Source organism: Micromonospora sp. NPDC048170, assembly GCF_040652795.1.
GTDB lineage: Bacteria > Actinomycetota > Actinomycetes > Mycobacteriales > Micromonosporaceae > Micromonospora.
On sequence record NZ_JBEZMR010000002.1, the window covers coordinates 95,116 to 108,600 of the forward strand.

A 13,485-nucleotide genomic window follows, 5' to 3' on the forward strand; every position below is an offset into this window, starting at 1 on the left:
CCCGGGCACGTAGTCTCGCCCGGTGATCGAGATGCCTCTCAGTGCTCGGCGGTGGCGTCGCCGGGCGACGGTCGCCGCTGCCGTCGCCTTCGCGGTGGCCTGCATCGGCGCGCCGGTCAGACAGGCGGTGATGGAGGCGATCGAGGCGGGGCGGGGCGAGAAGACGCCCGCCGCGGCGGCCGAGGCGTACCTCCTGGCGGTCTTCCAGCCGGACGACAACCCCGACATCAACCGGTGCCTGTGCGGCGACAATCGGGACGAGTTGGTTCGGCAGGCTCACGACCTGCGCAAACAGGTCGAGTCGCGGGTCACCTTCGGCGTGCGGATCGAGACGACCAACTGGCAGACCGACTCGGACGGCACGGTCTCCGCGATGGTGGACCTCCGGTTCACGGAGGTCGACCGGACGGGAAGCGTCACCCTCACCGGCGCCACGCACCGGTGGCGCTTCCAGACGACGGAGGAGGGGGGCATCAGCGGCGGCTGGAAGGTCTGTCGCGTCGATGCGCCGCCGGTGTGCGGCACCTATCTCCGCTGCTGACGACGCCTGGCAGCCCGGATCTTCTGGTGCTCGGGAAGCGGAGGGTGTGGGATTCGAACCCACGAAGACATCGCTGCCTTACCGGTTTTCAAGACCGCGAACCTCACGGCGTTGACCTGCTGGTATGCGAGCCATCGCCCACTCCACGACACGAATACGGCACGCGGATTACTCGGGTCGGATCTTGCCCCCGTCGGTCGCTGCCGCACGGAGGCATCCAGCACGCCAAGTAGAACGGACCCCACTCCGGGCAGCGGTCAGGGTGCACAACATCGCGCTGCCATGCACCGACGCGGCGGGACGCCAGTTAGGTCCGCCGGTCGGAACCCTACGTGCCTGAAACACCCGATGCCTCCGAGCGGCTCATTTAACACGTAAGCGGCCACCATGGTAGGCATCTGTCAATTAGGCGACTATGACTGTTTCGGTAGCAAAAACGATCCCTTCTGCCCCTGCGGGGTGCACACTGAACAGCTAATCTCGGCGGCATGCAGACCCGTCTGAGCGCACAAGGACTAGCGGAGAAGTACCCTGATCCGAATTTTCGCGTTGCGCTAAAGAACCTGCTGAACCTGCAAGTCCTACTGGACGGTTGCCTTATTGCCGAGAAGTATCGAGTGCCGCCGGAGCTGCATCAGCCCATTCAGCTCACGGACGATGGTGAGCGTGCTTTCGATACGCTCGGCAGACGTGGAGTTATTCCGTATCCTGAAACCCGGCTGATGTGCCTTCTCGCGCTATGGAACATCGACGTCCTCGTTGACCCAATTGCCACCGACATAAATGCATTGGTCAAAGCCATCGGCAAGGACATTGCCGAGCAGAGAATCCGGTTCCCATATACTCTTGGCCGATCTCTGTACGATAAGGCCGCTGAAGAACTTGAGATAAACAGTATTCGAAATGGTCTCAATTCTGCCGAGACTCAAACATTCCTCCAAGGCACCCCACAGGGGGTCTTTCAATCTGGCCCATTCGTAACCGGCCCCTACGGTCTACTGCGGAGCAAGGAGCACCGCATCATTGATCCTGTGCGCTACATTTGGTATCACTGCTCAGATGTTACCTGCGAAAGTTCCCACCGGTACGACCTGCAGACCTCAATGGACGCACCCATCAACGAGCTTCGTCCAAAATTCCACAAGTACCTTGAACGAGAAAGCAAGGAGCCGAGCGACTGGTGGGGCTATCTTAAGGACCTTGGCCCCAATAGCCCTAGCGTCTATAGGGACTTCTATAACGACCTGTCTGCGGACTCGCTAATCTACACCCTGGGCGACTGCCTAGTAATATCTGAGTTGCGCTCCTTGTTCTCATGGCTTATCACGAATACGGATGAACTGTCTGCAGCTATCGCTGATATTCCTGGGGTTAGCGGTGCTACTGCGGAATCCATGAATGAAGCTCAACTCTTGCAACTAATTGCGGTTGCGCGCAATGCGGAAATTGTGCGCGGCCTCGACTCTCTCATTCTTCAGAGTACAATCGAAATCCCCTACAACGAAATTCGTCGCCCCGTCATGAACAGAAGGGGCACCGGGCCGTATGGTTTAATTACCGAGATCAACAGGTATGGCGTCCGGCTTGACTCGCCGTATTTCACCATCGGTCCGCTGAGGTTGCGGCGTCTGATTGCTGAGATGTATCCGCTAGACAACGAGCGTGAGCGTACTGAACTCGACTGGCAGATGCGCGATGAGTTGGCGGAAACGACGGAAGCCAGGATCGAGAAGTTCGTACAGAATCGAAGCCCTCGGGACGTCGTCTCCTCGCTTCTGCTAGTTCGACACTCGAATCTAATCGTCGCTACTGAGAATCTAATGATTCAGGACGACCTGCTTCGGGATGACGAAGACCGCGTGAATTCCGTTCTGTGGAAGCTCGGTTTTTCTATCTCGGATGGCCTGGATCAGTACTCTGACTTCTGGCGTTATCTAGACGCTACGAAGAGGGCTTGCCGAAGTGCTGGCGTCAACCCGCAGATGTTGGACATCGAACAGATTCGGCGCGAGGCTGGGCCTTTCTTCCCAGAGCTAGAGCGGGTCTTGAAAGACTGCTTGGCTTTCGCTACTTGGGCTCTACTCACCGATCATCACGGCTCAGCAAAGCGGTTCGTTTACCGGCCAGATGATGATGCACCTTCCGCGCTTCGCCGCCTGCACGAGATGCAAGCCAAGGACGAGCAGGGACGACGTTTGTCGTTCTCTGCCGACGCGAATCTGTATGCACTCGTCCGCGGATTCGGGGTGTTGGCTGATCACCTTGATTCCCTAATGGCACAGGAACAGCAATTTCTGAGAGATCCTTCAGAAGTGCCGAAATGGGCAGAAGCGCAGAAGATTCAGATATTCCCCTTCGTGCACACGGTGCCCTTCCTGGATCTTCTTCCCGAGAGCCAGCAGGGAATAGTTGATGGTCTTCGGAAGGCTTCGCAGCGGATGGCTTCGGTCGAGGTGAGCGATGTTAGAAATTCTTTGGCTCACCCAAGAACAGCGGATGTTGTGAAGCTTGGGATCGTGCTCGAAACCGTTGAAGAGGTGGTTACGTTTTTCAGGACGGCGGGCTACATGCGTCAGCAATTCCGGCCAGTAAAAACTGAGACGGACGAGGCGGGAAACAGCTTGACAATACTTTCTGACCCATTTGGTCAGACGGTGTCTGTCCACGAGCCGTCGTACTTCGATTGGCTTGATTTGCCCGCCGCCGTAGCAGGCGTTCACTTCATGGCGGCTGCATACTTCTATGAGCCGTCGCGAATGTTGCGGTTTGTGACAGAAACTAAGTCCGCTTTCTCTGGAAAATGGGGCAACTACCCGAGGAGGCAGAAGGAAAGAGGTGCCAGGGCCGGCTCTGTGCACGCTGAAGCTCCCGCCGTGCCCGGCCCGCGCCGAACTTCCGCGATTTGAGAGGACGCTACTACTGTCCCCGTCTGCCGCCGACCCACGTGTGGTGGAGCGGGCCGAGGCCAGGGTGACAAGGTGGAGCGCCCTACCGGACGAGCGACCTTGGCCGGCGGCGGACGGGACGGCAACCCCATCGGCCCAAACCCCTTTTCAGCCACCGATACGTTCCATCAGCACGCCGGCTATCTCGCTCATGCTCGCGATCACCGCGTCTGCTCCGGCGGCCCGAAACCTCTCCACCTTGGGCGGCCGATTCGCGTAGCCGATCACCCCTACCCCGGCGGCCCGCGCGCCCTCGATGTCCGAGAGCGAGTCACCGACCAGAACGCAACGGCTCGCCGGCTCTCTGACGGCGCGCACGGCTTGCAGGATCGGTTCCGGGTTGGGCTTCATGCGGTCCGGGTCGGCGTACGCCCTACCGACCACCGGCGAAACGTATGCGGCGAGCCGGTGGGCCGTCAGGTAGGCGCTCACCGCTCCGGCCGAGTTATTGCTTACCACTGCGACCGGCATCCCGGCCTGCCGGGCGGCCACGATGACCTCCCGGCCGTACGGTGTTGGTTCGGCAGTCTCGACGGCCCGGCGCTCGGCCGCGCAGAGTGCGTCCTCTACCACCCGGGTGAGCCCCTGGTCGCCGGCCTCGCCGGTGCGACGGAGCACCTCAAGTGGGTCCGGCTCGCTGGCGAGATCCGGCGGCACGTCGACCCCGTGCCGCCGGAGCACGTCGACCAACTCGGCGGCAACCTGCGGTGCCGGGTAGCCGGCGAAGATGCTGCACATCGGCCCGTCGAAGTCGAGCAGCACCGCGCCGACCCCGCCGAGCAGTCGGCCGAGATCGGCGCTCATCCGTCGTACCGGTAGGCGATGGTCGACCACACCGAGTCGAACCACTGGCGGGACGCCTCCACGAACTGCGTGCCGTGCGAAGCGTCGTCATCGGTCACCGCGTAGTGGAACAGCGGCACGTCTTTGCCCATCAGGTCGTAGATCGCCATCGGCTCACCCTTGATCGCAACGGTGCGCTCGATGACCGGATAGAAGCCGTAGAAGACCTCTTCACCATTCAGGATGTAGAGCTTGAACAGCGGGGACGCCCGGTGCATTCGTACCTCAACCGCGGCCGACCGGATGAGGCCGAGGTCGCCTAGCTCGGTGACCTGGTCGATGATTCCGTCCGCTGCCCGGCGGGTGATTCGCTCCGCGCGCTCACGTACGGCGGCGTCGTCGGCCTGCGTCTCGGCTCGTGCGGGCAGCGCCATGGGCACGGTCATGTCGGAGATTAGGACTCGCACGGCGATCGTCTCCGGCGCGAGCCGGCCGACGCGCACCTTGTCGAGCGCTTCGGCGAGCGCATCTCGCAGCGTCTCGCCTGAGAACCCGGCGAAGTCGATGGTGACGTGGGGCCGGTCGAATGCGGCTTCGATGTGCGGACGTAGCTCGACGGCTCGCTGTGTCTGCGCCCGGACGAACGCGCCACTGCCCTGCCGGGACACGATCAGCCGCTCTGCCCGGAGCAGCTCCAAGGCTCGCTTGACGGTCTCTCGCGCGACTCCGTAGCGGGCGGCTAGCTCGGGCTGTGACGGCAGCTTGTCGCCAGGGGCGAGCCGCCGCGTGAGGATGGCCGCTCGCAGTTTGTTTGCAATCTGCTGCGACGCCTGTTTCGGGTCATCGGGGTCTAGCTCACCCAGGAAGTCAAGGTTCTCGCTCACCCACCCACGGTAGCTCTGACTAGCCAAGTTAGGGAAGTTGGCGGCGCCCCCTTGACCTGACTAGCCAAGCCGCCCTACGGTCATCACGTCGCACCTGGCTAGCCAGGAACGACAAGCCGGGCGGAAGCCGGGGAAGGTGGCGCTTTGCGCTGCGCGCCCACGGGCCGGTCGTGCGGTCGGTCATTGAGAACTTCACAGCAGAAGCGCCGCGTAGATCCGTCTGCGGCATCCCCGCCTTGAGCCACACGGTGGTCGACCCCGGTAGGTCCCGGGCGAGCGGGGCGAGTGGGCCGGATCTCGGCACGCGGTTTGGCTTCTGCCTTCTGTTTCTGCTCGTCCCGGGGTGCGGCCGGTCTGGTCGCGCCCCGAGGCGTTCCCCCACTTCATCGACTTTCCCGGAGGTTTCCCGTGCGAAAGCACCTCGCCCCCGTCACTGCCGAGCCGACCGCCGCCGACCTGGCCGCGATCGAATCGGAGTGGCCGCTGATCGCGGCCGAACTGGACGTGCTCGACGCCGAAATCACGATGTTCTACGCCGAGGACCACGGCGGCCCGACTGCGCTGGACTGGCGGCGGCTGCGCCGGGCCGAGGCGCGCGTTACGCGCGCTGCCGCCGAGCTGGCCGCCGGCATCGCCGGCCCGTACCGCGCGGCCTGATGTCGCGGATTCGCGCCGCGTACCACGACCCGGACGGCACCCGGTACGGCATCCCTACCTACTGGTGGCGCGGCGCCCCGCCCGGCTACGCCACCCGCCGTCAACTGACCGCCGCCGGCCTGCGCCCCGGTGGTCAGCCGATCGCCGCCCAGGTGCTCTGGCAAGGGGTCGGTGGTACCCGCGCCGCCTATCTGTACCGGGTCGACCTGGCCCGTCCGAAGCGCACCGCCACCCCCGCCCAGCGTGCCGCCATCGGCAAGGCGCTGACCGCCCGTCGTACCTGCCGTATCTGCCGGCAGGTGCGGCCCTACTACATTCCGCGCTCGCTGGGCGAATGCCTCGCGTGCGCCTTCTCCCAGGAGGACGCAGCATGACCGCCCCCACGCTCAACGGCACCCGCTACCCGCAGCCGGTAGACGCTCTCCTGCCGGCCGCGCGGAAGCTCACCGCCGAACTCGGCGGCCTGCCGTCGCGTAACCGGTTGATGCGTGAGTTCCACATCGGCGCACCCAAGGCAGATGACCTGCGCGCCCGCCTGGTCGCCGAGCACGAGAAGCAGACCCGGACCGAGCAGATCTGCACGGCGATGATCGTCCGGGGTGCGCTCCTGCCGCTCGACAACGCCCCGGCCGACGTCACCGAGGCGGCTGCGGTGGCGTGGGACTACGCCGAGCCGATCGGCCCGCACCCGGCCCCCGCCCCGGTCGCACCCGGACACACCCCGCCGGCCGACCCCATGCCGGCCACCCCGGCGAAGATCACGCCCGCCGAGCCGGATGGGCAGGTCACGGGGGTCGGTCACCCGGACACGCCCACCCCGCCCAAGCCGGCCAAGTCGGCGGTGGTGTGGCCGGTGGTGTTGCTGGCGCTGCCGGCGTTCGTGGCGATCTGGTCCGGGTGGGTCGGGCTCGGCGGACTCACCGGGTTCGGGGTGGTGCACCCGCTGCCGGGGATCTGGGACAGCTTCTCCATCAACTCGGCGATCACCCTGCCGATCGGGGTGGAGACCTACGGCGCGTACGCCCTGTACGTATGGCTGTCCGGCCGGGTGCCCGCCCCGGCACGCCGGTTCGCCAAGTGGTCCGCCCTCGGCTCCCTCGCCGTCGGCGCGCTCGGCCAGATCGCCTACCACCTCTTGGAAGCCGCCGGGGTCACCTCGGCCCCCTGGTGGATCACCACCGCCGTCGCGTGCCTCCCGGTCGCGGTGCTCGGCATGGGTGCCGCCCTCGCGCACCTCGTCCGCACCCACGACTAGCTCTGCCCGGCGGCACGGCCCCTGGCCTGGAAACCGATGCCGTGCCGCCGGCCCTCACCCCTCAGCCATCGACCTCAGGAGAGACCACCCATGTTCGCAGACCCCACCGGCCGACACGCTGCCGCGTTCGCGGCCGTGTTCGTCGCCCTCTACGTCGCCCACCAGGTCGCCGACCACTGGGTGCAGACCCAGCACCAAGCCGACTGCAAGGGGCAGCCCGGCTGGGCCGGTCGTATCGCCTGCGCCGCCCATGTCGCCACCTACACCCTCACCGCCGGGCTGGCTCTCGTCTTCCTGGTGGCCGGTACCGGCCTGCGGCTCGACCCTTCCGCCGTGGCGGTCGGGCTGGCTATCTCGGCCGTCTCGCACTACGTCGCCGACCGGCGCACCCCGCTCAAGCGCATCGCCGCCGCTCTCGGCTCGGCCCGCTTCTACGCCCTCGGCGCACCCCGACCCGGCCACGACGACAACCCGAGCTTGGGCACCGGCGCCTACGCCCTGGACCAGTCCTGGCACATCGGCTGGCTGTTCATCGCCGCCCTGTTCTGCGCCGCCTAACCCACCCCGCACGAAGGAGAAAGCCCTGATGGCAAGCATCTCGATCGGATCCAGCGGCGGGCGCATCACCACCGGCACCTCGCAGTTGTGGTGCCCGGCCTGCGGCAACGAAAGCAACTGGCGCGACATCACCGCCGACAGCCAGCGCACGCACGCGACCTGCGGCGACTGCGGCAACCGCATCTCCGTCAAGAGCTGACCTCGCCCGGCGGCACGGCACCTGGCCTCGACAACCGCGCCGTGCCGCCGGCCCCCTGCCCGATCTCCCGACCGTTGGAGGAACCCCCATCATGACGTCCCCCCACGATGACGACCGATTCGACTGGCACGCCGCCGAAGCCGACCTCACCGCCGGCCCCGACGCCGACGTGGTTGACCTGGACGCCGCCCGCGCCGCCCGCACTCCCGACCCCGACGACGACGGCGGCCCGGCGCTGGTCGACTCGCCCGCCGCGCAGAAGTCCCCGCGGTTCACCCTCTCCGGTGCGCGCGCCGGCCAGCGTCGCCCGATCCTGCCCGCGTGGCTGCGGTCGCGCGCCGAGCTGCGCGACGTGATGCGGTGGGCGGTTGGGCACCTGCTGCACACCAGCGCCTACCACGCGACCCGCCTGCCGAAGTACGGCGGCAAGCTGCTGCTGCGCGCCCCTGCCGGTGCCGCCCGGATCGCCTCGGGTGCGACCCGGTGGCTGTTCGATTGGGAAGGTGAGCAGTTGCGGCAGTCGACCTCGCAGACCCGCGACGGGGAGCTGTACTTGAAGCTGTCGCGGCAGCGTGACCGGCGGGTGCGGTGGCGCGGCATCGTCGCCACCTTTACCCTCGCTGTCACCCTGGCCGGTGGCGTGGCGGTGGCGTTCGCGCCGCCGTGGTCGCGGTGGGCAGTCCTCGCGATGCTGGTCACCTTGTGCGGGATGTTCGGTCAGCCGGCCGACAAGCCGCTACTCGACACCGCCGTGGTCATCCCCCGCGTCGCCCGGCTCACCTCCGATGTGGTGGTGCGCGCCCTGGCCGTGCTCGGCATCTCCGGCATCACCCAGGCCATCGCCAAACAGGGGCAGCGAGCGATCGCGTTCACCGCGCCGATCGTGCGCGACGGCCCCGGCTGGCGGGCCGACATCGACCTGCCGCCCGGTGTGACCGCCGGGGACGTGATCGAGCGCCGCGACCGGCTCGCCGCCGGCCTCACCCGCCCTCTGGGCTGCGTGTGGCCCGAGGGGCAGCCGGAGGTGCACCCCGGCCGGCTGCTGCTGTGGGTCGGCGATCAGGACATGGCCGCCACGCCACCGAAGCCGTGGCCGCTACTCAAGGCGTCCGGCGGGTTCGACCTCGGGCGGCCGGTGCCGTTCGGCACCGACCCACGCGGCCGGGTCATCTCCTTCGAGCTGCCGTACACGAACGTGCTCATCGGGTCGATTCCCGGCTACGGCAAGACGGCCGCCACGCAGGTGCCGATGCTCGCCGCCGCCCTCGACCCGTACGCGGAACTGTGGTGCTTCGACTTCAAGGGCACCGGCGGCCTCGACCCCCTGGAGAAGGTGTCCGCCCGCTACGCCTCCGGGCAGGACGACGACACCGCCGAAGAGGGCCTGATGGCATTGCGGGAGCTGCGCAAGGAATGCCAGCGCCGCGCCGCCGTCATCAAGGGCCTACCCAAGGCGGTCTGCCCGGACAACAAGGTCACCCCCGAACTGGCCCGCCGCAAGAAGCTCGGACTGCACTGGCTCGTCGTCGCCTTGGACGAGGTGCAGGAACTGTTCTCGCACCCGGAGTTCGGCAAGGAAGCCGGAGAACTGGCCGAGAAGGTCATCAAGCTCGGCCGCGCCCTGGGCGTCATCCTCGTCGTCGCCACCCAACGGCCGGACGCCAAGAGCCTGCCCACCGGCGTGTCCGCGAACGCCGGTACGCGGTTCTGCCTGCGAGTCATGGGGCAGATCGAGAACGACATGATCCTCGGCACCTCGGCCTACAAGAACGGCATCCGGGCGACCATGTTCGCCAAGAAGGACAAGGGCGTCGGCTACCTCGTCGGCGCCGCCGACGACGCGCAGATCGTCCGCACCTTCTACGTCGACGGCCCCACCGCCGAGAAGATCACCGACCGAGCGCGGGCACTGCGCGAGGCTGCCGGCACCCTCACCGGCCACGCCATCGGCCAGACCCCGGCCACCCCGGCGGCACGCCGAGACACCCTGCTCGACGACATCCTCACCGTCGTCCCCGCGACCGAGGCAAAGGTGTGGGCAGAGACGCTGACCGAGCGCCTAGCCGACCTCAACCGCGAGGCGTACGGGGACCTGACCCGCGATCAGCTCACGGCGGCGCTCAAGCCGTACGGGATCACCACGGGGCAGGTGTGGGGCACCGACCCGGCCACCGGCAAGGGCGCGAACCGGCGCGGCATCGAACGCGCCCACATCGCCGATGCGGTCGCGGAGCGTAACAAGCGGCGGGGCGACAAAGCCGCCTAACCCGGACAGCGTGTGGTCGCTAGGTCTAGCGGTACCCCCCGCTAGACCTAGCACCCCCGCTAGCAATCCATCTGATACCTGGCCAGCGCCCTAGTGCCTAGCGGCGCCAGCCCCCTACGCCCTCGAAACGGCCTGTGGAGGCATTCCGTGACCACCATCCTGCCGCTCGCTAGCCTCGCCGCCCTCGGTTACGCAACGTGGTACCTGATTCTGTGCGCGGCATCGCCGTGGGGACGCTGCCGCCGCTGCCGGGGAGCACGCTCACACCGCACCACCATCGGTACCCGCCGCGACTGCACCCGCTGCGACGGCACCGGCATCCGCGTCCGCGCCGGCCGCCGGCTGCTCGACCACATTCGCGCCGAGTACCGCGACGGCCACCAATGAACCGCCGCACCGGCCAAGCCGGGCACACCGCGTGGTGCGGCAGGGACCACCGATGCAACCTCGGCGAGCACCGATCCGACGAAATCGTGGTCGACGTCGCCGGCCACGCCCGCGCCGTCCTCGTCAGGGTGCGTACCGCCGCCGGGCGGGAGCACGCCGAGGTGCGCGTCAGGGTCGCCCTCGCCCCCGGCGAGCTGGCCGCCCGCCGCCAACTGGTCGGGCTGCTCGGCGACGTGCGCCAGGCCGTGACCCGCGCCGCCGTCGCGGCCCGACCACGACCGGGACGGGCCGCACGGTGACCGCCGGCCGCACGGGGCCGGCGGTCCGGTGCGGTCACTGGATCGGCACCGTCGGTCGCTACTGCCACACCACCCATGGTGTCCGGCCCTACCTGCAAGGGCTGCGCTGTCCCGCCCACACGCCCTCGGCGTTGGCCGGGCGACCCGAGCCCCCATCGACACCACTACACGCCCCAACCCCACCGGGAGGGAGCACCATGCCTGACGCTGACCTGCTCGCCGCCGCGCTCGCCCACGCCGAACGCGGATGGCACGTCTTCCCGCTACGCCCCAACGACAAGCGACCTGCGTTCCCCGACCACCCGGCCGACGACTGCACCGGCCGCGACCCGCGCTGCCGCGCCGCCGGCCGCCACCTCGGATGGGAGCCCCGCGCCACCACCGACCCCGACCGCATCCGCCGAGCGTGGTCGACGCGCCCCTACGGCATCGGCCTCGCCTGCGGGCCGTCCCGGCTCGTCGTGATTGACCTGGACGTGCCCAAGGGCAACGCGACCGGCGAACCGACCGGGCTAGACACGCTCGCCGAGCTGGCCGCCGCGCACGCCGCCGGCATCGACGCCACGTACACCGTGACCACCGGGCGCGGCGGCACCCACCTCTACTACCGGCACCCCGACGACGGGCCGGCGCTGCGCAACACCGCCGGCACCCTCGGCCCGATGCTCGACACCCGCGCACACGGCGGCTACGTCGTCGCCGCCGGCTCGACGGTCGCCGGCCGTCCCTACACCGTCGACCTGGACACCGACCCGGCACCGCTGCCCGCATGGCTCGCCGAGCTGCTCGCCCCGGCCCCCCTGCCGCCGCAGCGGCCGGTGGTGGTGGAGCTGCCCACCGACCGCACCAGGGCGTACGTACGGGTCGCCGTCACCCGCGAGGTAGAGCGAGTGACCAGCGCCGCGCCGGGCGAGCGCAACCGGTCGCTCTACATCGCCGCCGTGGCCCTCGGTCAGCTCGTGGCCGGCGGCGCGCTGACCGCCGACGACGCTCAAAGCATGCTGGAACAGGCGGGCGTCGCTGCCGGGCTGCGCACCGCCGAGGCGTACCGCACCGTCCGATCCGGCCTCACCGCCGGCTCTCACCGTCCCCGAAAGGTGGCCGCATGACCGCCGCCCGTCTGCACCTCGTCACCGACCCGGCCGACACCACCGGGCAGCAATCCGCGGGCGGCCCGCTGTGGGATGTTCCAGTGCCCTTGACCGGCCCGACCACCGCACCGCCGCCGTTCCCGGCCGACGTGTTCCCGCGCTGGCTCGGCGACATGGTGACCGGCGTTGCCCGGTTCACCCAAACCGATCCCGCGATGGCCGGCACCCTCGCCGTGGCGGTGCTGTCCGCGTGCGCGGGTGGCCGCCTGGAGGTGGAGCCGGTCGCCGGGTGGCGGGAGCCGGTGAACGTGTTCGCCGCCGTCATCGCCGGCCCCGGCGAGCGCAAGTCGCCGGTTCACCGGGCGATGACCGCGCCGCTGTTCGCGGCACAGTCGACGCTCGCTGAGGCGATGCGGCCGAGAATCGCCGAGGCCGCCGCGCTGCGCGACATCGCCGACCGGCAGGCCGAGCAAGCCAAGACCCAGGCAGCCAAGGCCACCGACCCGCACAAGCGCGATGAGGCATCCGCCGAGGCGGTAGCCGCCGCCATCGCGGCCGAGGCGATCACCGTGCCGGCCCTGCCGAAACTGATCGTGGACGACGCCACCCCGGAAGCCCTCATCGGGCTGATGGCCGCCAACGGCGGGCGTATGGCGATCATCAGCGATGAGGGCGGCATCTTCGACACCCTCGCCGGCCGCTACTCCGGTGCCCCGAACCTTGACCCCTACCTGAAAGGGCACGCGGGGCAGCCGATGAGCAACGAACGGCAGACCCGCGAGGGTGCCTCGGTCGAGAAACCCGCGCTAACCGTGTGCGTGATGGCGCAACCGACCGTGCTGCGCAAATTCGGCGGCAACGCCGACCTCGCCGGCCGAGGACTACCCGCCCGGTTCCTGTTCGCCCTGCCCCGATCGCTGGCCGGATACCGGGTCGTGGACACCGACCCGGTGCCCGAGCAGGTGACCGTCGGCTACGCCCACCGCGTGCACGACCTGGCCGCCACCCTCGCCGAGTGGACCGACCCGGCGGTGGTCACCCTCACCGACGACGCCGGCCGCATCCGGCGGGCCGCCGCCGAGCAGGTCGAGACCGAGCTACGGCCCGGCGGCAGCCTCTACGACATGCGCGAGTGGGGCAACAAGCTGTCCGGCGCAACGCTGCGCCTGGCCGGGCTGCTGCACGTCGCCCACCACCCCGCCGACGCCTGGCGTCGCCCGATCGACGCCGATCGCATGGCCGACGCCGTGAGGCTGGCCGAGTTCTTCGCCGCGCACTACCGGGCCGCGCTCACCACCATCGGCAGCGACGCCGCGATGGAGAACGCCCGGTACGTGCTCGGCGTGCTCACCAGCAAGGGCATGACCACGTTCACCCGCCGGGAACTGCACCGCCGCGTCTCCCGCCGCCTCCCCAAGTCTGAAGAGGTGTCGGCGGTGCTCGCCGAGCTAGCCGCCCTCGGATGGGTCCGCCACGGACCGGACGGCCGCTACGAACTGCACCCCCGCGCCGTGGCGGAGGTGCCCGGAAGCGTTGACACGCTGACATCCGCCCCGGACGGCGACGTTTCCGCAGATCAGGACACCCGCGAGGGTGTCAACGGGTCGCGTTGACAGCCGT

General features: G+C 68.4%; 14 protein-coding genes and 1 tRNA gene. 12 read left to right on the forward strand and 3 right to left on the reverse strand.

Annotated features, from left to right (window positions below; all coding sequences use genetic code 11):
* Positions 1-22: 22 nt before the first annotated feature.
* On the forward strand, positions 23-541 hold the full coding sequence (locus AB0D32_RS03915) for a hypothetical protein (RefSeq protein WP_357084496.1): 519 nt from the start codon (positions 23-25) through the stop codon (positions 539-541).
* A 41-nt stretch (positions 542-582) separates the two neighbouring features.
* Here AB0D32_RS03915 and AB0D32_RS03920 read toward each other — a convergent pair.
* Positions 583-667: transfer RNA gene (locus AB0D32_RS03920), tRNA-Ser, on the reverse strand.
* Positions 668-1,029: 362 nt separating this feature from the next.
* Here AB0D32_RS03920 and AB0D32_RS03925 point away from each other — a divergent pair.
* Positions 1,030-3,447, forward strand: a complete 2,418-nt coding sequence (locus AB0D32_RS03925; protein WP_357084499.1) for a hypothetical protein — start codon at positions 1,030-1,032, stop codon at positions 3,445-3,447.
* A gap of 147 nt (positions 3,448-3,594) precedes the next feature.
* Here the strand turns inward: AB0D32_RS03925 and AB0D32_RS03930 are convergent, their stop codons facing one another.
* A complete protein-coding gene (locus AB0D32_RS03930; protein WP_357084502.1) occupies positions 3,595-4,290 on the reverse strand; it encodes an HAD family phosphatase in 696 nt (231 codons plus the stop codon).
* On the reverse strand, positions 4,287-5,153 hold the full coding sequence (locus AB0D32_RS03935; RefSeq protein WP_357084505.1) for a winged helix-turn-helix domain-containing protein: 867 nt from the start codon (positions 5,151-5,153) through the stop codon (positions 4,287-4,289). Before AB0D32_RS03935 ends, AB0D32_RS03930 begins: the two co-directional genes overlap by 4 nt.
* A 408-nt stretch (positions 5,154-5,561) precedes the next feature.
* On the opposite strand from AB0D32_RS03935, the gene AB0D32_RS03940 reads away from it, so the two are divergent.
* The 10 genes from AB0D32_RS03940 (at position 5,562) to AB0D32_RS03985 (ending at position 13,478) form a co-directional block, all read left to right on the forward strand.
* On the forward strand, positions 5,562-5,810 hold the full coding sequence (locus AB0D32_RS03940) for a DUF6284 family protein (RefSeq protein ID WP_357084508.1): 249 nt from the start codon (positions 5,562-5,564) through the stop codon (positions 5,808-5,810).
* A complete protein-coding gene (locus AB0D32_RS03945; RefSeq protein WP_357084511.1) occupies positions 5,810-6,184 on the forward strand; it encodes an RRQRL motif-containing zinc-binding protein in 375 nt (124 codons plus the stop codon). Before AB0D32_RS03940 ends, AB0D32_RS03945 begins: the two co-directional genes overlap by 1 nt.
* Positions 6,181-7,065 (forward strand): ABC transporter permease, encoded by an 885-nt coding sequence (locus tag AB0D32_RS03950; RefSeq protein ID WP_357084515.1) that lies wholly within the window; start codon positions 6,181-6,183, stop codon positions 7,063-7,065. Before AB0D32_RS03945 ends, AB0D32_RS03950 begins: the two co-directional genes overlap by 4 nt.
* 90 nt (positions 7,066-7,155) lie before the next feature.
* Positions 7,156-7,623, forward strand: a complete 468-nt coding sequence (locus tag AB0D32_RS03955) for a DUF3307 domain-containing protein (protein WP_357084518.1) — start codon at positions 7,156-7,158, stop codon at positions 7,621-7,623.
* 28 nt (positions 7,624-7,651) lie between these two features.
* Positions 7,652-7,822 carry a hypothetical protein gene (locus tag AB0D32_RS03960; protein WP_357084521.1) on the forward strand — a complete coding sequence of 57 codons (171 nt, stop codon included), beginning with the start codon at positions 7,652-7,654 and terminating at the stop codon, positions 7,820-7,822.
* Between the two features lie 91 nt (positions 7,823-7,913).
* Positions 7,914-10,088, forward strand: coding sequence for a cell division protein FtsK (locus tag AB0D32_RS03965; protein WP_357084524.1), 2,175 nt, complete (start codon positions 7,914-7,916; stop codon positions 10,086-10,088).
* 147 nt (positions 10,089-10,235) lie between these two features.
* Positions 10,236-10,475, forward strand: coding sequence for a hypothetical protein (locus AB0D32_RS03970; protein WP_357084527.1), 240 nt, complete (start codon positions 10,236-10,238; stop codon positions 10,473-10,475).
* Entirely contained in the window at positions 10,472-10,774 is a 303-nt protein-coding gene (locus tag AB0D32_RS03975; RefSeq protein WP_357084530.1) for a hypothetical protein, read from the forward strand. Before AB0D32_RS03970 ends, AB0D32_RS03975 begins: the two co-directional genes overlap by 4 nt.
* Before the next feature lie 197 nt (positions 10,775-10,971).
* A complete protein-coding gene (locus AB0D32_RS03980) occupies positions 10,972-11,883 on the forward strand; it encodes a bifunctional DNA primase/polymerase (RefSeq protein ID WP_357084533.1) in 912 nt (303 codons plus the stop codon).
* Complete coding sequence (locus AB0D32_RS03985; protein ID WP_357084536.1) at positions 11,880-13,478, forward strand: YfjI family protein; 1,599 nt, start codon at positions 11,880-11,882, stop codon at positions 13,476-13,478. Before AB0D32_RS03980 ends, AB0D32_RS03985 begins: the two co-directional genes overlap by 4 nt.
* The last annotated feature ends 7 nt before the right edge of the window (positions 13,479-13,485 follow it).

Bases quoted from the DNA above. Each gene is read 5' to 3' on its own strand.
- AB0D32_RS03925 (WP_357084499.1), top strand. From the start codon at position 1,030: ATGCAGACCCGTCTGAGCGCACAAGGACTAGCGGAGAAGTACCCTGAT.
- AB0D32_RS03930 (WP_357084502.1), bottom strand. From the start codon at position 4,290: ATGAGCGCCGATCTCGGCCGACTGCTCGGCGGGGTCGGCGCGGTGCTG.
- AB0D32_RS03945 (WP_357084511.1), top strand. From the start codon at position 5,810: ATGTCGCGGATTCGCGCCGCGTACCACGACCCGGACGGCACCCGGTAC.
- AB0D32_RS03950 (WP_357084515.1), top strand. From the start codon at position 6,181: ATGACCGCCCCCACGCTCAACGGCACCCGCTACCCGCAGCCGGTAGAC.
- AB0D32_RS03955 (WP_357084518.1), top strand. From the start codon at position 7,156: ATGTTCGCAGACCCCACCGGCCGACACGCTGCCGCGTTCGCGGCCGTG.
- AB0D32_RS03960 (WP_357084521.1), top strand. From the start codon at position 7,652: ATGGCAAGCATCTCGATCGGATCCAGCGGCGGGCGCATCACCACCGGC.
- AB0D32_RS03965 (WP_357084524.1), top strand. From the start codon at position 7,914: ATGACGTCCCCCCACGATGACGACCGATTCGACTGGCACGCCGCCGAA.
- AB0D32_RS03975 (WP_357084530.1), top strand. From the start codon at position 10,472: ATGAACCGCCGCACCGGCCAAGCCGGGCACACCGCGTGGTGCGGCAGG.
- AB0D32_RS03980 (WP_357084533.1), top strand. From the start codon at position 10,972: ATGCCTGACGCTGACCTGCTCGCCGCCGCGCTCGCCCACGCCGAACGC.
- AB0D32_RS03985 (WP_357084536.1), top strand. From the start codon at position 11,880: ATGACCGCCGCCCGTCTGCACCTCGTCACCGACCCGGCCGACACCACC.